Here is a 22,838-nt window from a genome sequence, read left to right as displayed (position 1 = left end):
CAAGACTGGCTTTTGGAGGTCAGTCATGGACATGGATGCGCTGAACGATGAGCAGTGGACCCGGATTGAGCCTTTTGTGCCGGGCGGTCGCAAAGGACGTCGCGGTCCGCGCACCAACAACCGGCGCTTTGTCGATGCCTTGATCTGGATGGCGCGCTCGGGCGGGCGCTGGCGCGATCTGCCCGAGCGCTATGGCAACTATCAGACCGCCAAGCGGCGCTACTACCGCTGGATCGAGATGGGCGTGCTCGAAAGACTGTTCGAGGCGCTGGCCAAGGAAGCAGACCTCGATTGGGTGGCGATCGATTCCACCTCCATCCGCGCTCAGTCGCAAGCCGCTGGAGCGCGGCGAAAAAGGGGGGAGCGGACGCCCAAGGCCTTGGCCGCTCACGCGGCGGGTTAGGAACCAAGATACATGCCGCCGTCGATGCGCTGGGCCTGCCGGTGCGCTTTGTGCTCGCACCGGGCCATCGCGGCGACGTGATCTACGGCAAGGACCTGCTGGATGGCCTCAAACCCCGCCACGTCATCGCCGACAGGGCCTACGACGCCGAGCACTTCCACGACACCATTCTCGACGCCGGAGCTACTCCCGTCATTCCGCCACGGCCCGAACGGCGGCGCCCTCATGCCTGCGACTGGCGCCTCTACAAGGAGCGCAACCTCATCGAGCGCTTCTTTGCCAAGCTCAAGCAGTTCCGACGCGTCGCCACCAGATACGACAAGCTCCTCGCAAACTTCCGAGGCTTCGTGCTCATCGCCGCAATAGCAATCTGGCTCAGATAGTTAAATCGTCACTACAGCCTAGGCTGTTTCGGGCAGATTCATGCCACACACCGCAAGAAGCCGCCGCGCCCGACATGCCTGCGCCGACCCGTCGCGCCAATGCCGGAAAGTCGGTCATCCGCTCCCGCGTCGAGCATGTCTTCGCCGCTCTTCATTCGCACCGTCGGCATCAAACGTGCGCAGATGAAGATCGGCATGGCCAACCTCGTCTACAAATTCCGCCGCATTATTACCTGTGGCGTATCAACGCCGCATGACCGTAGCATCAGCCGCCGCAGGCGTCATCACAGCCTCGGCGCAAAACCCGAAAACAGCTTCAGAACCGCGCAAACCGCGAAACTAAACTATCCCGCTCGCCAAACGCCGTTCTTCGAAACCGTCCAGTTGTTCCGAAAGTCCGAATAGCGTCCGCCGATCCATTGTCCCGTCTCCAAATTGTGACGGACGTGAGAATCATTAAATCCGCAATCTCGCGAGGTTAACGCGGTTGTCCAGTTGGCAGCTGAGTTACAACAAGCGCGAGCGGCCCTCGATCATCCTTTCGGGGACTAGTCTCGCTAAGCAGGATCTGCCAGGTCGCCAGGGCCTGTGACAGATGTTGTGTCATTCTTTTCCCGGCATCGGACGCGCGGCGTGCCTCGATCGACTCGAGTATGCCAGTATGGTCTTCATAGGCGCGCTTGCTTCTCTCATGATCTGAGAAATATATCTCACGGCGGGCCCTGGAGAGCTCGTAGAACGACTTTACAATTCGGACAAGTATCCTGTTCTTCGTGGCCGAAACGATGGCCATATGAAATTCCTCATCCTCTTTCTGTATGGATTTCTGCTTTTCGAGGAGCTTTTTCGTCTCTTTGAGAATGTTACGCATATTCTCAATGTCTTCAGCGGTTCTGTTATCACAGGCAAGCTTGACAGCCTGAACTTCAAGAATTCGCCGCACTTCGAAAACGTTGGTCGCTTCCTCCGGGGAAAACGGCAACCCGGACGCAGCATGAAGCACCAACGCTTCGATGCTGCTCTCGTCGGAATTCCGCAGAAAGATCCCGGAATTGGGTCGTCTTTCAATCACCCGCATCGTTTCAAGGGAGGCAAGGGCTTCGCGCACGGCAGCTCGGCTGGTCCCGAATCGCTCCGCAAAATCCCGCTCGGAGGGGAGCCTCTCGTTGGGTTCATAGCGACGCTGATAGATGAACGACAGAATCTTCTGAACAGTGTTCGGAGACGTGGCCAGATCTTCGGTTCGACTTTTCATTGCCGCTTTGTCCATCGTTCAGGCCTTCTGTCTCTACCCCGAGAGGCGCTCTATAAGCCCCCAAATCACGATATTGTGCAGCTTGGGTCAGAAAAGCTCAATGCTTAACGCAGCAATACCCGTTAGGAGACTGCTGAAAATGCGCTGGCTTTCGCGAGGGTTGGATCATTCAGTGCCGCTGCGGGCGAGAGGTTGTTGATTTCCGCCGAGGGCGACGTCACGGTAACGGGTTGTCAGAGACATTGCGATAGAGGCAGGTGGATGAGCACCTCGCCGATTAGCTACAAGCGCCATCGTTTCCCACCGCAGATCATCGCCCATGCTGTTTGGCTCTACTTTCGGTTTCCGCTGAACCTGTGTCTTGTCGAATGAAGTGCTGATGGAACGCGGCATTGTCGTTTCCTGCGAAACGATCCGCCGTTGGGCAAAGAAGTTCGGCCCGGACTACGCCCGTCACCTCCAACGCGAGCAGCCCAGCCGGGGCGACGTGTGGCATCTGGACGAGGTGGCTATCACCATCGCCGGCAAGAAGCACGGGCTGTGGCAGGCCGTCGATCAAGACGGCTATGTGCTCGACGAGATCGTCCAGAGCGCGCAATACCAAGGCGGCCAAGCGATTGCTGACCAAGCAAGGCATCATACCAAAGCGGATGATCACCGACAAGTTATGTTCCTAAGGGACCGCTCAGCGGCAGCTCATGCCGAATGTAGAACACCGTTCGCACAAGGGATTTAATAACCGGGCGGAGAATTCGCATGTGTCGCTGCGAAAACGGCAGCGGATGATGCAGTGCTTCCGATCGCAAGGGGCGCTGCAACACTCAAAGCGGATGTGGACCGCCGAACTTGTAAACCGGTGGTGTTGTCTTGCGTCAGCCAAGCGCGATAAAGTGAGGCGGACTAGGTTCAGCGTAAAACATCAGGGCCAACGATCATGAAGCACCGCGTCAAAGGCCGGAGGCATGACTGCACCTACCCCCGCTAGGCACAAACGTCATCAAAAAGCAAATTGGCAAACGAGCGCCATCCAGGCATGACATCGTCCCTCCACCACATCCGGCTACCGAAACCCTCAATCTCGCCCGTCAGCGTCAAGAACCAATGCTTCGCGAACCGCCGCTTCGACTAAAGCGACATGATCTTGAAACAGCCAATGTCTAATCTGGGCACTTGATCGCTCGGCGCGAGCCAGAACGCCAGACGTTGGGATTTTGCCCGCACCAACCGGGTAGCGATCACAGGAAGGCACTTTCGCCGGCCCGTCAGACGGCACCTTAGTCAGGTCCACCATATCTGGTCGAGCGACCAACATCATCGAGGTCTCAAGCAGGGCTGCATGCTCGAGTTCGGTCCGGGGAAACCCTCCTGGAAAAATCTTGTCCGACGTTTCCTGATGCACCAAGTCCCAGTACTCAAGCCGGACAACGGTCATGTCGTGCACGCCATCGCGGCGAAGTTCCCGAAGAGCCAAGTCAATGCCTTCGATCGCTGCCCACATATTCTCGAAGTGTCCGACGACCACGACGACGCGCTTGATGCCATGGCGACCCAAGCCCGCGATGATGTCACGGATCACAAGCGACAGAGTGTTGTTTCGACCGTGCGTGAAAGGTTCGGCATCCCGCGATCAACACTGTTTCGGCTGGCTGCGCGGCTCAGAAAGACACAACTCGCATCAGGTTTGCGCCCCATGAAACGTGGCACGCACGAAGGCGCGTTGACGCTCGCCCTGAGGACCGAGCGCATCATTGCAGAGCAGGTGGATAGGTTCTGGCTCAAGAAGGAGAAGACAAGCCTTGCTGCGCTGCTGCGGCGTATCCGGGCAGTCTGCCTCACCGAAGGCATGTCCCCGCCTCACCGCAGCACCGTCCAGATGTCAATCGGCGTTGAACCTTGATCCTCTATCGGCATCCAAAATTGAATGCCTATTACCCCTGAAACAGAGTCAAAATTGCGCGCCGAAACACATCAGTGCTATTCAGCAGCGACCATATGCTGTTCTTCCTCCTCGTCAGCCGGGTCGTCCTCGCCATCGCCTGAGAGGAAATCGGGAAGATCGTCGGCTTCCGCCGCAGCGGCCGATGCCGGATCAACGTCGATACCTTCGTCCACCATGCGCAGCGGCTCAGGCAGCCAGCCGGACTCGGCCAACAGGCGTTCGGCTTCCTTCGCCATGTCGCCCTTCTTGAGGTGTCCGATCAGATCGGCTGCCCGGTCTCCAGCTCCTTCGCGCACGGCTTCAAGGATACGCGACTTGGTCACGCGGCCGAGATAATTGCCAACTGTCGGCCGCCAGCCCACTGCCACCATGTCGAGGCCGGTCGAACGCGCGAGCCGGTCAGCCTGCGACAGGCGGATGTGCAGCCCGTGCTGACTGACGCCCGTGCCGCTGTAGGGATTCGGCTTCTCATAGAGCGCGTTGACACCGAAGCTGACGCAATGGGCGAGCAGATCCATGCGCGACCCATAGTCCAGATCGGTCAGCCAATCCCAGAGAGCGGCATCGTCTGCCGGGACATGATCGCCCCAGCGTTCGTGCCGGTCTGCAATGGCCTTGGCGGACGTGCTATCGCGCAGATCTTCGGCCTGTGCGGGCAAATGAACCTCCCGGACCTGTGCTTCCAAGCAACCGCGACTGGAATGCGGCATGAAGCAATCCATGACCAGCCGGTGCAGCAGTGCCGTCATGGCGACATGCGGGTTCACGGCCACCGCATCCCGCAGTGCCAGCGTGCGATGCGCGGTCAGCTCGCTGACCAGACGATCGGGCAGCGGCTTGATGGTGTCGGCCTCGTCTTCCTCCTCCGTTTCGACCGACTGGGCGCCCAGCGTGATGACTGCACGCATGTGGCTCACCTCCGATTCTGCGCGCTGGATAACCTCGCCGGTTTCCGGGTCAACGATCTCCGCCTCCGGTTCCGCAGGCGTTTCATCCTCGGCGCGAACATAGCCGCGTTCGATCAGCAATTCGCCATCGGCATCGATGCTGATGAAGACACCCGCCTTGCTGATATGGTCCGGCTCGAAGGTCATCGGGCGGCGCTCGAAGGTTTCCAGCGCCTGTTCGATCTCACCGAGGCGGGCGTCGATCTCGTCGGGGAGTTCGTCAGCCTCGCCATATTCGGCTTCGAGCCTGTCATATTCGTCGCGCAATGCCTCGCGGGCGGCGCGCTCCTCTTCGCTCAGATCGATCGTGGCGCCGACAATCTGGCGAAGGCCATGATCGTGACCATAGGGAAAGGTGATGGCGACCTCGATCCACTTCCAGCCCTCGGCGGCGATGGCTTCGGCCTCGGACTTGAGTTTTTCGCCGACCAGCCGGTCGAGCAGCACCGGATCTTGCAGCCAGCCACCATCGTCCTGCTGGAAGAGATCGCGCAGCACGCAGCCGCCAGCCTCCTCATAGGTGTCGATGCCGACGAAGACCGCCCGCTTGTCGGCGGCGCGAACCGTGGTTTCGGTCAGCAGGCGCCGGATGTGGTAGGGTTCTTTCTGCCAGCCATCCTTGATCGCTTCCCAGACCTGCTCCTGCCGGGCATGGTCAGAACTGACGCTGAAGGCCATGAGCTGCTCCAGCGTCATGCCGTCCTCGGCATAGACGTCGAGCAATGCCGGTGAGACGGAAACCAGACGCAGGCGCTGCTTCACCACCTTGGTATCCACGAAGAAGGCGGCGGCGATGGCTTCTTCAGTCATGCCCTTTTCGCGCATGGCCTGGAAGGCGCGGAACTGGTCGAGCGGATGCAGCGGTGCGCGCTCGATGTTCTCGGCGAGCGAAACCTCGTCGATCAGCACATCGTCGCTGGCCTCCGACACGACGCACGGAACCGGCGCGATTTTTGCGAGGCGCTTCTGCTTGACCAGCAGTTCCAGCGCGCGGAACCGGCGGCCGCCGGCGGGCACCTCGAACATGCCGGTTTCCTTGCCATCGGCATCCACGACCGGGCGGACATGCAGGGACTGAATCAGCCCACGCCGAGCGACGGACTCGGCCAGTTCCTCGACTGAGATCCCGGCCTTGACACGCCGGACGTTGGACTGGCTGAGCACCAGCTTGTTGAAGGGAATGTCGCGCGAGGACGACAGGGTGATCTTCTGAACGGCAGTGGCCATGTCAGTTACTCCATGACGGACGCCGGTGAGCCTCTCTCTCCGGCTATCAGCCCGTCACGAAGCGAAGCGCCGCCCTCTTCCTCTGAAGAGAGCGACGCCAGCCGCAGAACCTGAAACCCGGAAATCAGGCACTCCGGTTTTCTGTATAGGGATCAGAACAAGAGCTGTGCAGAATCGTACGCTAAGGTCGAACGAAGCGTGAACCGAGATTCTTGTGTCTCGCGATTTCCAGGCGCGCCGTCTGATCCCAGTGGAAAACCGTGGCAGTAGGATAGCTGCTGTTTCCACATCCAGTCAGCTCGGCAACATTGAGCGGGAGTTGGTGTGTGCGGAGTTGAGCAGTGGCCAGGCGCAAGATTCTCAAAGCTCAGGATCGTCGGGAGCTTTTCGATATTCCGGCTGATGAGGACAGTCTAATCCGACACTATTCATTGTCCGCGTCGGATCGCCTCGAAATTGACCTTCGCAGGCGCGAGCACAATAAGCTCGGCTTCGCTGTTCAGCTTTGCGTGATGCGACATCCGGGCCGGGTGCTGGCCGCAGGCGAAATTCCGCCGCGTGCGATGCTGAAATATGTGGCCGACCAGATCGGCGCCGATCCCACTGCGTTTACAATCTATGCCCGCCGGGAAGAGACGCGCCGCGATCACATTGCGCGCCTGATGATCTATCTCGGCGTCAGAAGCGCGACAGCTCAGGATCGTCGCGCGGGGCTGTTGTCGGCAATTGAGGCGGCCACGATGTCCGACAGCGGCGCTTCGATTGTGAATGCCATTGTCGCCACGATGCGAGAACGCGGAGCCCTGTTGCCCGCGGTGGAGATCATCGAGCGAATGGCGCTTGCGGCCCGCGCCATAGCTCGCCGTCGCGCGGAGACAGCGCTTATCGACGGTCTCACACCTGAGAAGCTGCTGGCTCTCGACAAGCTGCTCGAGGTTGATGCGGCGGTCGGCCAGACTCGCTTCCATTGGTTGCGGTCCGCGCCGGAAGCGCCCGCAGCTTCAAATCTGGTAGGACTGACTGAACGAATTGCCTTCCTGCGCACGCTCGGGATCGATCCCGGTTTGCGGGCGCGCGTGGCATCCGGGCGGTGGGACCAAATGGTCCGTGAGGGCAATGCCACACCGGCGTGGCTGGCCAACGACTTCAATGCCAGCCGTCGCCACGCCCTGATTGTCGCGCAGGTGATCAAGCTCGGCGAGAAGCTAACCGATGATGCCGTTACGATGTTCATCAAGCTGATCGGGCGGCTGTTCTCCCAGGCGCACAGTCGCAAGAAACGGCGGCACATGGACCAACGGACAGACACCTCCAAGGCCCTGCGTATGTTCCTCGATACGATAACAGCGCTGCAATCGGCCAACGATCGGGGTCAGGACGCGCTTGAGGTTCTTGACCAAAAGGTCGGTTGGCACCGGCTGCTTCGAATGAAGCCTGAGCTTGCAGCAATGGTCGAGGACAACGAGGCATCCCCGCTGGTCCTGGCGGCCGAGCAGTATGGTGGCGTCCTCAAATACGCGACGGCGTTCCTGGCAACCTTTACGTTCCGTTCAGCGCGCCGCCACGATTCTCTGCTCACAGCTATTGCGATGCTCCGAAGGCTTCATTCGGAGGGACGGCGCACACTGCCCGAGCGTGTTCCGACCAGCCATCTCAGTCCAACCGATCGGAAACTGATCTTTGGGCAGCAGAAGCCCGATCGTCGGCTCTATGAGATAGCCACGCTCGCCGCATTGCGCGAGCGCCTTCGCTCGGCGGATATCTGGGTGGAGGGCAGCCGCTCGTTCCGCCCGATCGACGACCACCTCATGCCGCGATCTACGTTCACCGCGATGAAGGAAGAGGATCGGCTTGGCCTTGGTGTGGGCAGTGACGGCGCCGCTTGGCTGAACGAAGTAATGCAGGTGCTGGACTTCAATCTGAAGCGCCTGGCCTATCGCGCTCGCGCTGGTAAGCTCAAGGGTGTTCGTCTCGAAGCGGGAACGCTGATCGTGACGCCGACCGTCGGCGACGTTCCTGCGGCAGCCGAAGAACTGAACGCAGAGATCAGCGAGATGTATCCGCTTGTCGAAGTTCCTGATCTCCTTAGGGAAGTGCATGATTGGACGGGCTTTGCCGATCACTTCACACATGTCCGCACGGGTGACGCCCCACGGAATGTCTCCGCCATGCTGGCCGGCATCTTGGCCGATGCAACCAATCTTGGTCCGAAGCGGATGGCCGGCGCCTCCAAGGGCATCAGCGCCCATCAGATTGGCTGGATGCGCACCTTCCATGCCCGATCAGAAACCTATCGCGCCGCTCAGGCCTGCATCACCGACGCCCATACCGGTCACCCGCATTCCCGTCTGTGGGGCAACGGAACGACCGCGTCGTCCGACGGACAGTTCTTCCGTGTGAGCGACCGAGCGGCAAAACGCGGCGACGTCAACCTGCACTATGGCAGCGAGCCGGGATCGAAATTCTACAGCCACCTGTCGGACCAGTACGGCTATTTCAGCATTTTGCCGATCAGCCCCACGGAAAGCGAAGCGGCCTATGTGCTCGATGGCCTGTTTGACCAAGATACGATCCTGGATATCCAGGAGCATTTTACTGACACTGGTGGCGCGAGCGATCACGTCTTCGGGCTGTTCGCCCTGATCGGCAAACGCTTCGCGCCTCGATTGCGCAATCTCAAAGATCGAAAGTTCCACACATTCGAGAAGGGCGATGCCTACCCGGCGCTGACGAACCACATCGGGGCTCCGATTAACACCGCGTTGATTCTCGATCGTTGGGACGATCTGCTCCATCTGGCAGCCTCGATCACGACGCGCTCCGTCGTCCCCTCGACCATCCTCAAAAAGCTCTCGGCGTCTCCGATGGAAAGCCAGCTGGCAAAGGCGCTGCGGGAACTCGGCCGGATTGAGCGCTCGCTGTTCATGATCGAATGGTATTCGAGCCCAGCCTTGCGCCGACGGTGCCAAGCCGGCCTCAACAAGGGTGAGGCAGCGCATAAGCTCAAACGCGCGGTGTTCTTCCACGAGCGCGGCGAAATCCGTGACCGTTCATTCGAGAGCCAAGCATTCCGCGCGTCTGGCCTCAATCTTGTCGTCAGCGCCATCGTGCACTGGAACACCGTCTATCTCGACCGCGCTGTCACTCATCTGAAGCGAGACGGCAGAAACATTCCCGACACGCTGCTCAAGCACGTCTCGCCGCTCAGTTGGGAACACATCAACCTGACCGGCATCTACACCTGGGATACTGAGCACCAGATGCCCGAAGGCTTCCGATCGCTTCGCTTGCAAGCCCCAGTCCGGCGAGTAGCATGATGTTCATGATTCGTTCGGCCTTAGCGTACGATTTTGAGCAGCTCTTGTTCTGACCCCGAACTGGCGTCGGGCATCGCTCGGCCGGGGGCATGACCAGGCCAAGCCCGGCCTGTCCCGATCCCCGCCACGCCTCGCGGCGCTCATGGGCGAGCGTGGAGAGCTGCCCGGCGTCTTCCTCGGTGAGCTGGCCGGCGCTGTAGCGCGTCCATACCTCCCGCATGATCTCATCAAGCGCGCTTGCGCGCGCGCAGCCGATCGCGGCCGCGATCTGCATCCTCAACATGCCTGTCGTCCTTCCATTTGAAGGACATGACGGCGCGGACGGCAGGCACGGCTTTCCTGTTTCCGCAAGAATCAATCTTGCGGATTGGAGTGCTGTAGCGTAGATAAGGGGAGAGCTTTGGCCCCGTCTCTACGGTGTGTCTGACGGCCTACAAAAACGCTCGACCGTTGGCGCGGTCGGGCGTTTTGCCGTTATGTCCCTTGCTTCGCTTCGATATAGAGCCTCAATGCTTCCTCGATGATCGGCGCGCGGCCAAGCACGCCCCGCTGCTCCTTGATCTTGTCGATTTGGGCGAGAAGATCAGTCGGAACATACGTGGTCAGCGCGATACGGCCGGCCGCAAGCTGCCGCGCCCGATGGGCGGCAACGTCCTTCCGAATCCTTTCCGAGTCGCGCTTCATTCTTAGCAGTAAGGACGAACTCGCCCGATTCTGCAATCCCTTGCGGAAGGAACCGCGAAAGGCACTACTTCTAGGGCCGGCAACTAAACGTGGTTACGTCAATGCGTATTCACGTCAATGCGTTCTCAAGCGCCCGGTAGAGCGTGGCACGATGCACGCCCAAGAGCCGGGCGACTTCCGCCACCGGCTTCTTGTCGTCATGGATAAGCTGGCGGGCATGGGCGATCTGCTCGGCCGACAGGGCAGGGGAGGGGCCGAACTTCACGCCTCGGGCTTTCGCCGCGATCCGGCCGGCGCTCGTGCGCTCCACGATCAAGCTGCGCTCGAAATCCGCGATGCCGGCGAACACGGTCAACACCATGCGCCCCGCCGGCGTCGTGGTATCGGCCCACGGCTCGGCCAGCGAACGCAGGCCAGCGCCGGCCTCCTTGATCCGCTCCGCGATCGCCAGAAGGTCGCCGGTCGATCGGGCGAGGCGGTCTAGCCTGGTGATCGTCACCACGTCGCCGGCACGCAGATGGTCGAGCATCCGCGCCAGCTCGGGCCGATCCCGCTTCGCCCCGGAAGCCTTTTCCTCGAAGATGCGGACGCAGCCGGCCGCACCCAGGGCGGCCCGCTGCGCATCGAGGTCCTGGCCGCGAGTCGAAACGCGGGCATAGCCGATGAACACGCGGCCGGCGTCGGAATCTGGTCGGCTGCTCACGGCTTCCCCCTGTCGCAAATCATGTCGCAAGTTTTCTACCACTTGCGACAAAGACATGCGACACGAAAAGCCCTGATTTTCCGGGGGCGGCCGATCTGTTGCAGGTTTTACAACTTGCGCGACAAGGCTATGAAGCGCCGGGATTGTATAGCGTAGCTTGACACTATACGTTTAGCTTGATAGTGACGGCACATGAGAATCCGAAACGTGGTCCATAAGGGGTTGCGCCGCTTCATCGAAGATGATGACGCCACCGGCTTGCAGGCGGCCGTAGTGCCGAAAGTCCGTCGCATCGTCACCTTCCTGCAAGATATGGAGCGGGAAGACGAGCTGCGCACGGTCCCGAGCTGGAAGGCTCATCAGCTCACCGGCGATCGAAAAGGCACCTGGAGCCTGTTCGTCACCAAGAACTGGCGGATCACGTTCCGGATCGACCAAACCGAAATCGAGATCATCGACCTCGACTATGAAGATTACCACTAGGAGGTGGCTATGAGTGCGATGCAGGGCATCCGTATGAAAAACCCCGCCCACCCCGGCGGCTTCGTCAAAAGCGAGATCATCGAGCCTCTTGGCCTTTCGGTCACGAGCGCGGCGCAAGTTCTAGGTGTTACGAGGGCGGCATTGTCGGCCGTGCTGAACGAGCGCGCACATCTTTCGCCGGAAATGGCGCTCCGGGTCGAAAAGGCTTTCGGCGTGTCAATGGATACGCTCATGCGGATGCAGAACAGCTACGACATTGCCCAGGCCCGCAAGCGGGAAGGGGAGATCAACGTCGCACCCTTCAAGGGAAAGCCGCTCGATCCGCAAGCGGCGCTGATCTGAAACAAAGACAACTGGAATGGTGCCGCGTGCGGGACACGGGGCAGGGGGATTTGAATGAAAAGCTTGCTGGAACAACTTCCGTCTATCGTCGCAGAGGGCAAAAAAGAGGCTGAACGTGTGATGGAACGGGCCGAGAGCAATTATCGCCTCGGGTTACAGACGCGGGAGCTGGTGGTTCCGTCGAGGGACAGCAATTGGCAAGATATGTTTCGACAAAAGCCGCAATCGGCAGCTCCCGCCTCCGATCCAAATACACTGATTTATGGTGATAACCTACTGGCAATGGCAGCTTTGCTAGCCGGCAGTGATAGTGCACAATCCCTGCGCAGCAAGGTTGATCTGATCTATATAGACCCGCCTTATGACAGCAAGGCGGACTATCGGACTAAAATCAGCCTGTCCGAATCTCAAATTGAACAGCGCCCAACAACTATTGAGCAGTTTGCATACTCTGACACATGGGTAGAGGGAACAGCATCATATTTATCTATGCTTGTTCCCCGCCTTGTTTTGATGCGCGAACTTTTATCTGAAAGAGGATCAATATACGTCCACCTAGACTGGCACGTAAATGGTTATGTTCGAGCAATTCTGGACGAGGTTTTTGGGAAGCAAAATTTTAGAAATGAAATTATATGGACATATTTTGGATTTAAGCGATCAACTACAAGAAAGTTCCCGCAAAAACACGACACAATATATTCCTATTTTAAGAATGAGGATTATTATTGGAAAACACAATACAAGCCGCATAGCGCAGAATACTTGAACCCACATTCTCCAAGTAAGTCGCTGATTTCGCTGTCGTAATCGTGATATTTCGCATATAAATCATGGCGTTGACGGCTGCGAGGGGCGCGTTTCATGGATCACCTGGAGGGTGCGGGCTTGGCGCGGGGAGATCGGGTTGATTTCGACCGCCGTGTGCGTCTGGAGTTCCGTGGTGCGCAGATCAGTTCAGACGGTGGCCTGCTGGTGATGCGCGAGCTTGATGACGTGCTCGGCCTGTCCAATCTGGCGTCGGAGGCGCTGCGAGACAGCCGCACCGGGAAGAACACGCTCCATCGGCTTGACGGATTGTTCCGGCAATCGGTGTTCGGACGACTGGCCGGATACGAGGATGTGAACGATGCCGACCGCTTGGCCCTCGATCCCGTGATGCGTCAGGTCGTTGGCGGCAGGGCCGTCGAGGCGCAAGCTGCTTCGGCATCGCAGATGGGACGGTTCGAGACCGAGACGCTGGCTCTGGCCGCGAACCGGGCGGCGCTGGCCGATCTGAACGGCCAATGGATCGACCGGTTTCATGACCGCAACGGGTTGAAATACATCGTGCTGGACATGGACAGCTCGGTCAGCCCCACCCACGGCGATCAGGAAGGTGCTGCCTGGAACGGGCATTTCGACTGCACCTGCTATCACCCCATCTTCTTGTTCAACCAGTTTGGCATGCTGGAGCGCTGCGCCCTGCGTAACGGCAATGCCCACAGCGCCGATGGCTGGCGGGATGTCCTTGATCCCGTCATTGCCCGATATGCTGGCCGCGACCTTGGTGGACGCTTCTTCCGGGCCGACGCTGCCTACGCGATCCCCGCGATCTATATGCGGCTGGAAGAAGCCAGGTTCTTCTACGCCATCCGTCTGCCCGCCAACGCCGTCTTGCGCGAGAAGATCGCGCATCGGCTGACACGGCCCGTGGGACGGCCTTCGCTGACCAAGGTCAAACGGTTCTTCGAGGACTTCGAGTATCAGGCGGCGTCCTGGGACAAGCCGCGCCGCGTCATCGCCAAGATCGAATGGCATCCGGGCGAGCTGTTCCCCAAAGTCGGCTTCATCGTCACCAACCTGCCGATGGAGCCAGACTGGGTGGTGAGGTTCTACAACCAGCGCGGCACCGCAGAGCAGCACATCAAGGAAGGCAAATATGCCTTTCGCTGGACGCGGCTGTCATGCCGGAAGTTCCGGCACAACGAGGTGCGGCTGCAACTGCACGCGCTGGCCTACAACCTGGCAACCTTCCTGCGCTGCATCGAACTGCCCGAGGCCATGGCGGACTGGTCGTTGACCAGCCTGCAACTCAAGCTGATCAAGATCGGCGCCCGCGTCGTCCGCCACGCCCGCGCCATTACCTTCCAGTTGGCCGAGGTCGCCGTCACCGGCCCGATGGTGCGGGCCGTCCTTGCCGCCATCCGCCGTCTTCGAACGCCTCCGTCATGCGCATGACCACGATCCATGCCCAAGCTGAACGAAAGCGGCAGGACAGGTCCGTCTGCCGCGCGGAAAAGCGGCTCTGCCGGGCCAGAATGCTGCGGGTTCGAGGCTTGATCCACCCGACTTCGGCCGTTTGCGCGACGACAGACACCGCTCGGGGCGAAAAACGCTTGCCCAGCGAGCAAAATCAGGCGATCTTGAAGTCAAGCGGCAGGCCACTTGGGGAATGTCGGTGCATGAGCGAGTACGATCTCAAGGGTTGGACCAAGTCCGACCTGATCAATCCTTGGGATGTGAACGTTCTCAAGGCCGTCGCCAAGATGTGAGGTTAACCGCTTCTGCAGGCGCCGCCACGATCCTGCGGTAATAGCCACTCATGGATGTAATGCGGGAGTAATTCCCGACTAGGGAGGAGATTAGAATGCCCAAACTCCAAAGGCAGGACTACTACGATACAGCCAGAGACATGAACTGGGACTTAAGATATGTCACCGAGGAGGAAGCGTTCCCCGAGGTGCTTTCTAAGAGCTTTGGGACGACTAATCGCGATTGGTGGGGCTGGGATGAACCCTACAAGCTGACGTTCCGCGAATATGTCCACAACCAGGCTGGCAAGGACGCCGGAATCTACTCCATCCGTTCGACCATCGCGCGCTCGGACATGTACGAAAAGCTCGATCCGGGCTGGAAATCTGCGGTGAAGGCGCACTACGGTGCAATTCCGGTCCCTGAATACCTGGCCTCGATCGGCGAGGCACGTATGGCGCGTTTCGGTCGCGCAGCAGCTTGGCGCAACATGGCAACGTTCGGCACGCTGGATGAAGCCCGCCACGGGCAAGCCCAGATCTTCTTCCCGTACTGTCTGCTCGACAAAGACCCGCAGATGGATTGGGCACACAAGGCGGCGCATACCAAAGGATGGGTTGCGATTGCCGGGGGAAGCTTGTTTGACGACATGTTCACCGCCAACGACGCGGTGTCCACGGCGATCCAGCTGACCTTCACCTTCGAAACCGGCTTCACCAATCTGCAGTTTCTCGGCATGTCGGCCGACGCACTGCATGTGGGCGACATCGAATTCGGAGCATTGATCTCTTCCATCCAGACCGACGAGGCCCGTCACTCGCAGCAGGGCGAGCCGACGCTGAAGATCCTGCGTAACGCCGGTAAGGGTCCGGAAGCACAGAAATTGGTTGACCAGATGTTCTGGCGGGCGTGGAAGATCTTTGCTCTGCTCACCGGCTTGTCGATGGACTACTACACGCCTCTCGAAAACAGGACCATGAGCTTCAAGGAGTTTATGCAGGACTGGATCTGCCGCCAGTTCATGGACCAGTTCAAGGACCTGGGCATGGATCTTCCTTGGTACTGGGAAGAGCATTTCCTGCCGGAGCTGGAATGGTTTCACCACGCGATCCATCTCGGCGTGTGGTTTTGGCGGCCCACCGTCTGGTGGAACCCGGATGCCGGCATCTCGATGCAGGAGCGGGACTGGCTCGAGCAAAAATATCCCGGCTGGAACGACAGGTTTGGCAAATACTGGGATGTCATCGTGGACAACGTGCGCGAAGGCCGGATGGAAAAAACCTATCCCGAAACGCTGCCCGTCGTTTGCAACTGCTGCCAACTCCCGATCTGTTCCCCCACGGTGGACAAAGCCCCGAGGTTGACCACGCACAAGGGGCGCAAGCTCACGTTCTGTTCGGATATCTGCCAATGGGTCTGGCAGAGCCAGCCTGAGCGCTACGACACTCATCTGTCGATCGTCGATCGCTTCCTAGCCGGTCACATTCAGCCACCCAACCTGGAAGGCGCCCTGAAATACATGGGCATCACCCCCGACGTGGCCGGTAACGATGCCGATGGCTACGCCTGGGCAAAGCAACAGATGCCGCTGGCGGCTGAGTAAGCGCCACCCACACGAAGGAAGCGTCGATCCACGCCGACACTGTCGGCGTGGGCGGAGAGGAACTTGCCTACGGCTTGGGCGAAAGGGAGGAAATTCATGGCCATGATACCGCTTCAGACCAGCTTCCGCGGCGACTTCGTCGTTCAGCTGGTCCCCGTCGAAGACACTGACGACATGAACACCGTGGCGGAAAAGATCGCGCATCACGCGGTTGGACTGCGGGTGGCGGTCCGTGACGCGCCGAAGCGTGTCTACTTCAATGGCAGGGAACTGCCGCCCGAGATGACGGTCGCCGACAGCGGCATTGGGGTAATGGACTACGTCGAGGCAGGATATGTCGGATGATCCAGGCGTGAAATGGGTCAAGGCGGCCACGCTCGATGACCTCTGGGAAGGCGATGTGCTGGACGCCCAGGTCGAAGGTGAAGAGGTGATCCTGATCCATCGCGAAGGCGGACGGATCGTCTGCTTTCAGGGCATGTGCCCGCATCAGGAAATCCTCCTCGCAGACGGCGATATCGATTTCGAGAACGGCACGATCACCTGTTCCGCCCATGAATGGGAGTTCGACATGGAAGATGGCAGCGGGCGCAATCCGCTTGGCTGCAAGCTCTTCCAGTACGAGGTCAAGCTGGAGGGCGAGGACATCATGGTCGGCGTGCCCACCGATGGGCGCCTACGCCGCCTGCGCCACAGCGTCGAGGAACAAGCCTAGGGAGGACGAAAGGTGACAACAACAGAAGTCAAGCTGGTCGGTCCGGTGATCCGGGGGGTCGATGAAGACATTATAAATGCGGTAATCGACGCCGCTGAACAGGACAATCCTGACCGCGAGATCATCGTCGAAGATCGGGGAGGATATGTTCGCATCCAGGCGGATCACGAATTCCACCTGACCGAAAAGAGCATGGTTCAGATGCTCGGCCGTCCTTTCAGACTGACCGAGATCGAGCCGAGCCTCGTTTCCTTTGCCGGACGCCTCAGCTCGACCGACAAGGCCTGGACCTGGACGATCCACAACTAGCGAGCATTTTGGGAGGAAAGAAAAATGGCAGTCAAATCAGCCGGCCGCAAACGTAAAACGACATGGAGTCTGTGGGAAGAGCGTCGCGTTCCCTCGGAATACGAGGCCGTCACCTACAAGTTTCACAATCATTTTCGGGCAGAGCCAGCACCTTTTGAATTGTCCGAGAACTGGTCTCTCAACGTTTTCTACAAGCAGAACCGCGAGGGCTCGCCCTTTGTCTCCTCGGTGGACGATTGGGAGGGTTTCCGGGACACCCGCGCCTTCACTTATCGTCGCTACATCGAGATGCAGAAGGATCGCGAGGTCTACCTCGACAACCTCATCGACGAATTCGAGAGCCGCGACCATTATCGCTCGCTCCCGACCGCGTGGCTCGATTTCCTGCGCAACAATTACCTGCCCGTGCGCTTTCCCGGCCACGGCATGCAGATGAGCGCTGCCTATGTGGCGCAGATGGCTCCGTCGGCCTTCGTCACCAACACGTTCTATTTCCAGCTCGGGAATGAAATGCGGCGTGTGCAGCGTCAAGCCTATGTGGCGCAAGTTCTCGCGATGGATAATGAGCGCCCCGATCTGGCTGACAGTGACGCGACCCGTACGAGGTGGACCGATGGACCGCAATGGCAGGGCCTGCGTGAGCTGATCGAGAAGCAGCTCATCGCGTATGATTTCGGCGAAGCCTTCGCCTCGCGCAATCTGGTGGTGCGACCGATCTTCGACCACATCTTCAACAGCGAGATCGCGACGCTGGCTGCCGCCAACGGTGATGATCTCCTGCAGCTGATGCACGATGACTTCCGCAATCACGACCAGGTCTATGCCGAGGAAAATACCAAGGCGCTGGTCGACTACGCCGTCGGCAAGGCAGCCTCCAACGAGGAATTCTTGCGCAAGCAAACTGCCAAATGGCTGCCTCTTGGAGAGAAGGCGGCGCGCGGCTTGGCCGAGGCCTTGGCAACCGCACCTGGTGCCGAAAGTGCCGCTTCGATTCTGGATCGCACCTTGGCCGCACAGCGCCGTCTCATGGGCGAATGCGGCCTTTAAGCCGCTTCAGCACCGGGGTCGATTTCGTGGCCCCGGTCATCGCGTCGAGCCAAATGAGATCGTGCCACCAATGTCACACAAGATCCAAATCGCACCTGATGGCCCGATATTCGAGGCACGGCCCGATGAAACCATCCTTCAGGCTGCACGGCGCAACGGCCAGATCCTGCCCTATGAATGCGGCTGGGGGAGTTGCGGGACATGCAAAGTGGGGCTTGTCGAAGGTTCTGTCGACCTGATCTTCCAGGACGCCCCTGCCGTAAGTCCACGCGATGCGCGGCGCGGACGTGTTCTGGCCTGCCAGTCTCGCCCGACAAGTGACATCATCATCACTCCTCCCCCGGGACACTGGGAAGGACTGCCCTTGCCCTGCCAGGAATGCACCGGCGAACTGATCGCTGTCGAGGAACTTGCACCTGAAATCCGCCGTTTCACCTTTCGCGTTGAGGGCGGAGCCGAGTTTCTTCCTGGCCAGTACGCGATTCTTCACCTGCCGGGTGGCATCCGGCGAAGCTATTCCATGTGCAATCTGCCATGTGGCGACACGCTTCAATTCATCGCCAAACGTTACGACGGCGGAGCAGGGTCAAACGCCCTGGCCGATCTTGCTGTAGGCACCTGCATCACCATCGAAGCGCCTTTTGGCGTGTGCACCCTGCGCAAGAAGGCGGGACGCAAGGTGTTCGTGGCCGGCGGCACCGGCATCTCGCCGATCCTTTCGATGATCCGGCAGGCAGCCGAAGAGGCGGTCGATTTCAATGCGCCTGTCGATGTGATCTATGGCGCCCGCAGCGCTGTCGATCTTGCGGCGGGGAATGAGCTTGCAGCAGCGGCGGCGCGGGTCCGCCATGCACGCTATACGCCGGTCGTGGAGATGCCGCCGGAAGGCTGGGGCTACCAGCAAGGCTTTGTGACCAATGCAATCACGGCGCTAATCAACGCACCGACAGAGGCTGAATTCTACGTCGCCGGCCCGCCAGTCATGGTGAACAGTGTCAAAGCTCAGCTCAAAGAAGCTGGAGTACCGATAACACAGGTGCACTATGACAGCTTCGGCTAAGAATCTGTCGGAGATTCAGGTCTGGGAGCTGGCACCCTCACTGCGCAGTTTGCAAAAGAGGGTTGGCGCCCCCCCGCACCTAGATGCGAAATGGCCCTGTTTACAGGATGAAGATCGGGCAAGTCCCGCATTGCTGGCCGCAATCGCGGCCTTTGCGGGCACCTTGCCCGGCAGCACCTCCTGCGAGGCGCCATTCCAAACGCCCGGACATGGCTTCGCCCTTGACGAAGAACTCGCGCGGGGCCAGCCCGAGGCCTTTGTCAGCGACCCTGTCTGGCTAATCCTGCGCGCCGACGGCGCGATGCATCTCGGCTTGCGCCCGGAATGGGCACAACGGATTCTGACGCTTGGCTGGGGAACCGTTCATCCCTTCGCCCGCTACATGGCCGGTGCGGTGCCGCCGCAAAGCCTGATCGTCTTTGCCCCAAGGGACGAAGAAGAGCTGATCGCCGCGCGTTCGATCATAGAGGCTGCCTACGGATATGCTGTTGGCAGGATCGGCGACGTCATCCTGCCGGACACGCGTTGGTAGAGAACAAGGAAACAGGGAGGAAACCGCACATGAAAGCCGCTGTCTATTTCGGCCCCAAGGATATCCGCACCATCAATGTGGACGATCCGAAAATCACCGAGCCGCACCAGATTCTGGTGAAGGTGCGCGCCACCTCGATCTGCGGGTCGGATCTGCACATCTGGCGCGGCACCCTGGATCAAGCGATGGGAAAGGGTCATTCCACGCTGGGCCATGAACTCTCGGGCGAGGTGATCGAAACCGGTGCCGAGGTCGGCAGGTTTTCTAAGGGCGACCGGGTTTCGATGGGCTATTCGGCCTCGTGCGGTGACTGCTACCAGTGCCGGCATCACAACACGGCACACTGCCAAGTTACGAAATCCGCAGTCTACGGATTCGGTGTCGGCTTCGGCGATCTCAATGGGACGCAGGCGGAGTACATGTCGATCCCCCATGCCGATGCCCATACGATCAAGATCGACGATGCGCTGACGGACGCGCAGGCGCTGACGCTCTCATGCAACCTGCCCACCGCGATCCTGGCCAATAAGCTGGTGGACGTCCAGATCGGCGAAAGTCTAGCGATCGTTGGCCTTGGACCTACCGGAATGATGGCCCTCGATCTGGCGACCAAACGCGGTCCGGGCAAAGTCTTTGCCTTCGATCCGGTCGCGCACCGGCGCGAGGCCGCCAAGATGCGCTATGGCATCGAGGTCTTCGAGCCCGGTGAAGCGGGGGTAGAAGCCGTTAAGGCAGCCACCGGCGGACGGGGTGTCGACAAGGTGATCGAGATGGTAGGCACCGGCGAAAGCCTCGATCTGTCATTCTCGCTGATCCGCGCTGGTGGCACGATGGCGGGCCTCGGCATGTTCACAGACATGGCGCATCCTGTGAACCTCCTCGATGTGTTCTTCCGCGACATCACGTTGCATATGCGCGGTTTCGCAAGCGTCTGGCCGGAGATGTGGAACGCTCAGCGTCTCATCACGGAGGGCAAGATCACGTTGACTGAGATGTTCACCCACAACTTCTCGCTCGACCAAGCCGGCGAGGCCTATCGCGTGTTCGGCGAGCGGCTCGACAACGTGGAGAAGGTGCTCATCCGGCCATGAGCTGGGCATTCAGGGTCACACTGGAACGGCCGGACGGTGTCTGGTCGTTCGAGGCGCCGGACAACGAGTATCTGCTCTACTCGCTTATCGATGCGGGGTTGGAGAGCCCGATGATTTGCGAGCAGGGCTGGTGCTTGGCTTGCGCCGCGCGGCTGATCGAAGGCGAAGTCGATACCTCGGGCGCACTCACCCACTATCCGGAGGATGATGCGGCTGGCTTTGTCCTGATCTGCTCTGCGCTGCCGCGGTCGGACCTTGTGCTGCGGCAGCATGAAACGGAGACCCGCCGCGAAATGACCCAGATGCGCATCGCCCACAACCTCCTGGCCCGTGCCTTTCCCTCCGGAAAGCGATCGGGGCATCGGCGCGGTCGGGCACAGGGAGTTCAGAACGCGGAATGACGAAGCTAACATGCTTCGATATCGCCTGATGGGCGAAGATTGGCGATCGGGAGGCCATTGTGGCGACGATCCACACACACGGGGGGAATGAAGAAAATGAAGAAGATCTTATGAGCTCTTGCGATATTGACCATGTCTTCGACCGCACAAGCACAAGACGCATCGAAGGAGGGTTGGTTCGTTCGTACCGGCCCACTTGGCGTCCTGTTTGACTCGAAGGCAGACATCTCGGTTGGCGGCGGTGTCATCCCCGGGGCGAGTGCTGACACTAAGGACAATCTCACACTGGGGTTTGACGTGGGATATCGCTTCGACAACAACGTGAGCCTGATGTTGACGGGAGGCATTCCGCCCAAGACGACGCTGACAGGTACGGGTCCGCTCGGCGGCGTGACACTTGGGAAGACGTACTACGCACCCGCCGTCCTCGCAGCGCAGTACCATTTCACCAACTTCGGTCCGAGATTTCAGCCCTATGTCGGCGCAGGGGTGAACTATACACTCTTCTTCGGCACCTCCGATGGCGCCGTCGCCGATCTCAAAGTCAACAACGCCTTCGCTCCGGTTCTTCAGGCGGGCTTCGAATATGATATCGACAGCAAATGGGGGGTTTACATGGACGTGAAGAAGATCTTCCTTTCCACCACGGCGACTGGCACCGTCGGCGGAAATCCAGCTCGGGCAGAAGTGACAGCCAACCCAACTCTGTTGAGCGCCGGCATCGTCTACAGATTCTGAAGATTCTGACAGGACTAATCGGCGGGGGGCGATGTGCGCTCCGCTGGCTTCACGGATGGGCCTGCAGTCGGCGTTTTGCAGTTTGGTCTCCACCTCTGGAATCCAAGAAACGGTGCTGACAATTCCCAAAGGTATCGACGGATACCCGAAACGTCATTGAATGGCTACCGGCGCCATCACATTGGCGAACAATCAACTGACGCCAAGGATGCCAAATGATCAGCCCGAAGATCCAAACTAAATTCAAGGCAATGCAGGCCGCACATAACTCCCGCACGCACCTTCTGCGTCTGGGAGCTCTCTTCAGTGAAACAGTGCTGATCGAGGTAGATGGGGAAGAAACCTATCTGCATTTCGAAAAAGGCCGTCTCATCCAGGTTCAATCCGGCCCCAGCCGCAAGACACCCTGGCGGTTTGGACTGCGCTGTGATCGCGATGCGCTCGAGCGCTTCTGGCAGCCTCTGCCGTCACCCGGTTTCCACGACATTTTCGGTCTGGTGAAGATCGGCCGCGGCCGTATCGATGGCGATATCCTCACACTGGTGAAGAACTTGCGCTTCTTCAAGGAATTTATGGCGCTCGGACGCGGGGCGCTCAAGGCGGAGGAAGCAGCATGAGCATCGAACCGATCACCGGTCGCTATGTTGCCATCGAGCAGGGCGGCGAGAGATACCGGATCTATTTCGAGGAAGCAGGCCAGGGGCGCCCCGTGCTGTGCCTGCATACCGCTGGTGCCGATACCCGGCAATGGCGCCATGTGATGAACGACCGGCGCTTCATCGCCCACAATCGGTTCGTCGCCTTTGACATGCCCTGGCACGGCAAGTCGCTGCCACCGGAAGGGTTCGAGACCCGCGAATACCTGCTGACCACCGAGGCCTATGTAGAAACCATCCTGGCGCTCATGGTGGCGCTGGGTCTCGACCGGCCGGTACTGGCCGGCTGCTCAATGGGCGGGCGCATCGCGCTGCAATTGGCCGCGCTGCATCCCGATCGGTTCGCCGGTTTCATTGCCATCGAGGCCAGCGACTACCAGCCCGCCTGGTACGACATCGACTGGTTCCACCGTCCCGATGCCCATGGCGGGGAAATGGGCGCAGCGCTGGTTTCGGCCAATATCAGCCCTCATGCGCCCAATGCCGAAT

The 22,838-nt window shown here is 59.7% G+C and carries 23 protein-coding genes and 3 pseudogenes; 21 read left to right on the top strand and 5 right to left on the bottom strand.

Annotated elements, in window-relative coordinates; all coding sequences use genetic code 11:
- Positions 1-25 precede the first annotated feature (25 nt).
- A protein-coding gene (locus K9D25_RS21430) for an IS5 family transposase (protein WP_203196925.1) occupies positions 26-786 on the top strand; the annotation gives its coding sequence in 2 pieces (ribosomal slippage) (positions 26-353 and positions 353-786; 762 coding nt in all).
- 68 nt (positions 787-854) lie between these two features.
- Positions 855-1,014: pseudogene (locus K9D25_RS21425) on the top strand (IS5/IS1182 family transposase); the annotation flags it as partial.
- 250 nt (positions 1,015-1,264) lie between these two features.
- On the opposite strand, the gene K9D25_RS21420 reads toward K9D25_RS21425, so the two are convergent.
- Entirely contained in the window at positions 1,265-2,056 is a 792-nt protein-coding gene (locus K9D25_RS21420; RefSeq protein ID WP_408647764.1) for a FadR/GntR family transcriptional regulator, read from the bottom strand.
- Positions 2,057-2,302: 246 nt separating this feature from the next.
- Here K9D25_RS21420 and K9D25_RS21415 point away from each other — a divergent pair.
- A pseudogene (locus tag K9D25_RS21415) lies at positions 2,303-2,979 on the top strand (IS6 family transposase).
- A gap of 134 nt (positions 2,980-3,113) precedes the next feature.
- Here K9D25_RS21415 and K9D25_RS25115 read toward each other — a convergent pair.
- Entirely contained in the window at positions 3,114-3,617 is a 504-nt protein-coding gene (locus tag K9D25_RS25115) for a creatininase family protein (protein ID WP_203196927.1), read from the bottom strand.
- A gap of 114 nt (positions 3,618-3,731) precedes the next feature.
- Between K9D25_RS25115 and K9D25_RS25110 the strand changes: the two genes are divergently transcribed.
- The gene (locus K9D25_RS25110; RefSeq protein WP_170971377.1) at positions 3,732-3,938 is read left to right on the top strand and encodes a hypothetical protein; all 207 of its coding nucleotides are present in this window, start codon (positions 3,732-3,734) and stop codon (positions 3,936-3,938) included.
- Positions 3,939-4,015: 77 nt separating this feature from the next.
- On the opposite strand, the gene K9D25_RS21405 is transcribed toward K9D25_RS25110, so the two are convergent.
- Positions 4,016-6,154, bottom strand: a complete 2,139-nt coding sequence (locus K9D25_RS21405; RefSeq protein WP_203196928.1) for a ParB/RepB/Spo0J family partition protein — start codon at positions 6,152-6,154, stop codon at positions 4,016-4,018.
- Between the two features lie 341 nt (positions 6,155-6,495).
- Between K9D25_RS21405 and K9D25_RS21400 the strand changes: the two genes are divergently transcribed.
- Positions 6,496-9,471, top strand: a complete 2,976-nt coding sequence (locus tag K9D25_RS21400) for a Tn3 family transposase (protein WP_203196853.1) — start codon at positions 6,496-6,498, stop codon at positions 9,469-9,471.
- A 474-nt stretch (positions 9,472-9,945) separates the two neighbouring features.
- Here K9D25_RS21400 and K9D25_RS21395 read toward each other — a convergent pair whose 3' ends face one another.
- Complete coding sequence (locus K9D25_RS21395; protein WP_024899703.1) at positions 9,946-10,155, bottom strand: ribbon-helix-helix protein, CopG family; 210 nt, start codon at positions 10,153-10,155, stop codon at positions 9,946-9,948.
- A gap of 109 nt (positions 10,156-10,264) precedes the next feature.
- Positions 10,265-10,876 carry a recombinase family protein gene (locus K9D25_RS21390; protein ID WP_304945439.1) on the bottom strand — a complete coding sequence of 204 codons (612 nt, stop codon included), beginning with the start codon at positions 10,874-10,876 and terminating at the stop codon, positions 10,265-10,267.
- Between the two features lie 174 nt (positions 10,877-11,050).
- Between K9D25_RS21390 and K9D25_RS21385 the strand changes: the two genes are divergently transcribed.
- From K9D25_RS21385 to K9D25_RS21310, 16 genes and pseudogenes are all read left to right on the top strand, one after another.
- Entirely contained in the window at positions 11,051-11,341 is a 291-nt protein-coding gene (locus tag K9D25_RS21385) for a type II toxin-antitoxin system RelE/ParE family toxin (protein WP_025091540.1), read from the top strand.
- A 9-nt stretch (positions 11,342-11,350) separates the two neighbouring features.
- Positions 11,351-11,683, top strand: coding sequence for a HigA family addiction module antitoxin (locus tag K9D25_RS21380; RefSeq protein WP_030092363.1), 333 nt, complete (start codon positions 11,351-11,353; stop codon positions 11,681-11,683).
- Between the two features lie 54 nt (positions 11,684-11,737).
- Complete coding sequence (locus K9D25_RS21375; protein ID WP_244451096.1) at positions 11,738-12,493, top strand: DNA methyltransferase; 756 nt, start codon at positions 11,738-11,740, stop codon at positions 12,491-12,493.
- A 54-nt stretch (positions 12,494-12,547) separates the two neighbouring features.
- Positions 12,548-13,903, top strand: coding sequence for an IS1380-like element ISPme1 family transposase (locus K9D25_RS21370; protein WP_244375073.1), 1,356 nt, complete (start codon positions 12,548-12,550; stop codon positions 13,901-13,903).
- 409 nt (positions 13,904-14,312) lie between these two features.
- Positions 14,313-15,800: an aromatic/alkene/methane monooxygenase hydroxylase/oxygenase subunit alpha gene (locus K9D25_RS21365; RefSeq protein WP_244377812.1), complete on the top strand. Its 1,488-nt coding sequence runs from the start codon at positions 14,313-14,315 to the stop codon at positions 15,798-15,800.
- A gap of 96 nt (positions 15,801-15,896) precedes the next feature.
- Complete coding sequence (locus K9D25_RS21360; protein ID WP_244377810.1) at positions 15,897-16,145, top strand: toluene-4-monooxygenase system B family protein; 249 nt, start codon at positions 15,897-15,899, stop codon at positions 16,143-16,145.
- Entirely contained in the window at positions 16,135-16,515 is a 381-nt protein-coding gene (locus tag K9D25_RS21355) for a Rieske 2Fe-2S domain-containing protein (protein WP_244377808.1), read from the top strand. The genes K9D25_RS21360 and K9D25_RS21355 overlap by 11 nt, the downstream gene beginning before the upstream one ends.
- A gap of 12 nt (positions 16,516-16,527) precedes the next feature.
- A complete protein-coding gene (locus K9D25_RS21350) occupies positions 16,528-16,824 on the top strand; it encodes an MmoB/DmpM family protein (protein ID WP_244377806.1) in 297 nt (98 codons plus the stop codon).
- A 24-nt stretch (positions 16,825-16,848) separates the two neighbouring features.
- Entirely contained in the window at positions 16,849-17,871 is a 1,023-nt protein-coding gene (locus K9D25_RS21345; protein WP_244377804.1) for a toluene hydroxylase, read from the top strand.
- A 70-nt stretch (positions 17,872-17,941) separates the two neighbouring features.
- Positions 17,942-18,931, top strand: coding sequence for a 2Fe-2S iron-sulfur cluster-binding protein (locus K9D25_RS21340; protein WP_203195508.1), 990 nt, complete (start codon positions 17,942-17,944; stop codon positions 18,929-18,931).
- Positions 18,932-19,061: 130 nt separating this feature from the next.
- Positions 19,062-19,463, top strand: coding sequence for a hypothetical protein (locus tag K9D25_RS21335; RefSeq protein WP_203197009.1), 402 nt, complete (start codon positions 19,062-19,064; stop codon positions 19,461-19,463).
- Positions 19,464-19,492: 29 nt separating this feature from the next.
- On the top strand, positions 19,493-20,554 hold the full coding sequence (locus K9D25_RS21330; RefSeq protein WP_203195506.1) for an alcohol dehydrogenase catalytic domain-containing protein: 1,062 nt from the start codon (positions 19,493-19,495) through the stop codon (positions 20,552-20,554).
- Entirely contained in the window at positions 20,551-20,955 is a 405-nt protein-coding gene (locus K9D25_RS21325) for a 2Fe-2S iron-sulfur cluster binding domain-containing protein (RefSeq protein WP_203195505.1), read from the top strand. The genes K9D25_RS21330 and K9D25_RS21325 overlap by 4 nt, the downstream gene beginning before the upstream one ends.
- Before the next feature lie 132 nt (positions 20,956-21,087).
- On the top strand, positions 21,088-21,693 hold the full coding sequence (locus K9D25_RS21320; RefSeq protein ID WP_244377802.1) for an OmpW/AlkL family protein: 606 nt from the start codon (positions 21,088-21,090) through the stop codon (positions 21,691-21,693).
- Positions 21,694-21,908: 215 nt separating this feature from the next.
- On the top strand, positions 21,909-22,310 hold the full coding sequence (locus K9D25_RS21315; protein ID WP_203197006.1) for a hypothetical protein: 402 nt from the start codon (positions 21,909-21,911) through the stop codon (positions 22,308-22,310).
- A pseudogene (locus K9D25_RS21310) lies at positions 22,307-22,837 on the top strand (alpha/beta fold hydrolase); the annotation flags it as partial. The gene K9D25_RS21315 and the pseudogene K9D25_RS21310, both read left to right, overlap by 4 nt.
- Position 22,838: the final 1 nt, after the last annotated feature.

This window comes from Ancylobacter polymorphus (assembly GCF_022836935.1).
Taxonomy (GTDB): Bacteria; Pseudomonadota; Alphaproteobacteria; order Rhizobiales; family Xanthobacteraceae; genus Ancylobacter; species Ancylobacter polymorphus_A.
This window is presented reverse-complemented; position numbering and strand designations above follow the sequence as displayed.

Coding starts and splice junctions, on each gene's coding strand:
- K9D25_RS21420 (WP_408647764.1), bottom strand. CDS start 2,056: ATGGACAAAGCGGCAATGAAAAGTCGAACCGAAGATCTGGCCACGTCT.
- K9D25_RS25110 (WP_170971377.1), top strand. CDS start 3,732: ATGAAACGTGGCACGCACGAAGGCGCGTTGACGCTCGCCCTGAGGACC.
- K9D25_RS21405 (WP_203196928.1), bottom strand. CDS start 6,154: ATGGCCACTGCCGTTCAGAAGATCACCCTGTCGTCCTCGCGCGACATT.
- K9D25_RS21395 (WP_024899703.1), bottom strand. CDS start 10,155: ATGAAGCGCGACTCGGAAAGGATTCGGAAGGACGTTGCCGCCCATCGG.
- K9D25_RS21385 (WP_025091540.1), top strand. CDS start 11,051: ATGAGAATCCGAAACGTGGTCCATAAGGGGTTGCGCCGCTTCATCGAA.
- K9D25_RS21380 (WP_030092363.1), top strand. CDS start 11,351: ATGAGTGCGATGCAGGGCATCCGTATGAAAAACCCCGCCCACCCCGGC.
- K9D25_RS21375 (WP_244451096.1), top strand. CDS start 11,738: ATGAAAAGCTTGCTGGAACAACTTCCGTCTATCGTCGCAGAGGGCAAA.
- K9D25_RS21370 (WP_244375073.1), top strand. CDS start 12,548: ATGGATCACCTGGAGGGTGCGGGCTTGGCGCGGGGAGATCGGGTTGAT.
- K9D25_RS21365 (WP_244377812.1), top strand. CDS start 14,313: ATGCCCAAACTCCAAAGGCAGGACTACTACGATACAGCCAGAGACATG.
- K9D25_RS21360 (WP_244377810.1), top strand. CDS start 15,897: ATGGCCATGATACCGCTTCAGACCAGCTTCCGCGGCGACTTCGTCGTT.
- K9D25_RS21355 (WP_244377808.1), top strand. CDS start 16,135: ATGTCGGATGATCCAGGCGTGAAATGGGTCAAGGCGGCCACGCTCGAT.
- K9D25_RS21345 (WP_244377804.1), top strand. CDS start 16,849: ATGGCAGTCAAATCAGCCGGCCGCAAACGTAAAACGACATGGAGTCTG.
- K9D25_RS21340 (WP_203195508.1), top strand. CDS start 17,942: ATGTCACACAAGATCCAAATCGCACCTGATGGCCCGATATTCGAGGCA.
- K9D25_RS21330 (WP_203195506.1), top strand. CDS start 19,493: ATGAAAGCCGCTGTCTATTTCGGCCCCAAGGATATCCGCACCATCAAT.
- K9D25_RS21325 (WP_203195505.1), top strand. CDS start 20,551: ATGAGCTGGGCATTCAGGGTCACACTGGAACGGCCGGACGGTGTCTGG.
- K9D25_RS21320 (WP_244377802.1), top strand. CDS start 21,088: ATGTCTTCGACCGCACAAGCACAAGACGCATCGAAGGAGGGTTGGTTC.
- K9D25_RS21315 (WP_203197006.1), top strand. CDS start 21,909: ATGATCAGCCCGAAGATCCAAACTAAATTCAAGGCAATGCAGGCCGCA.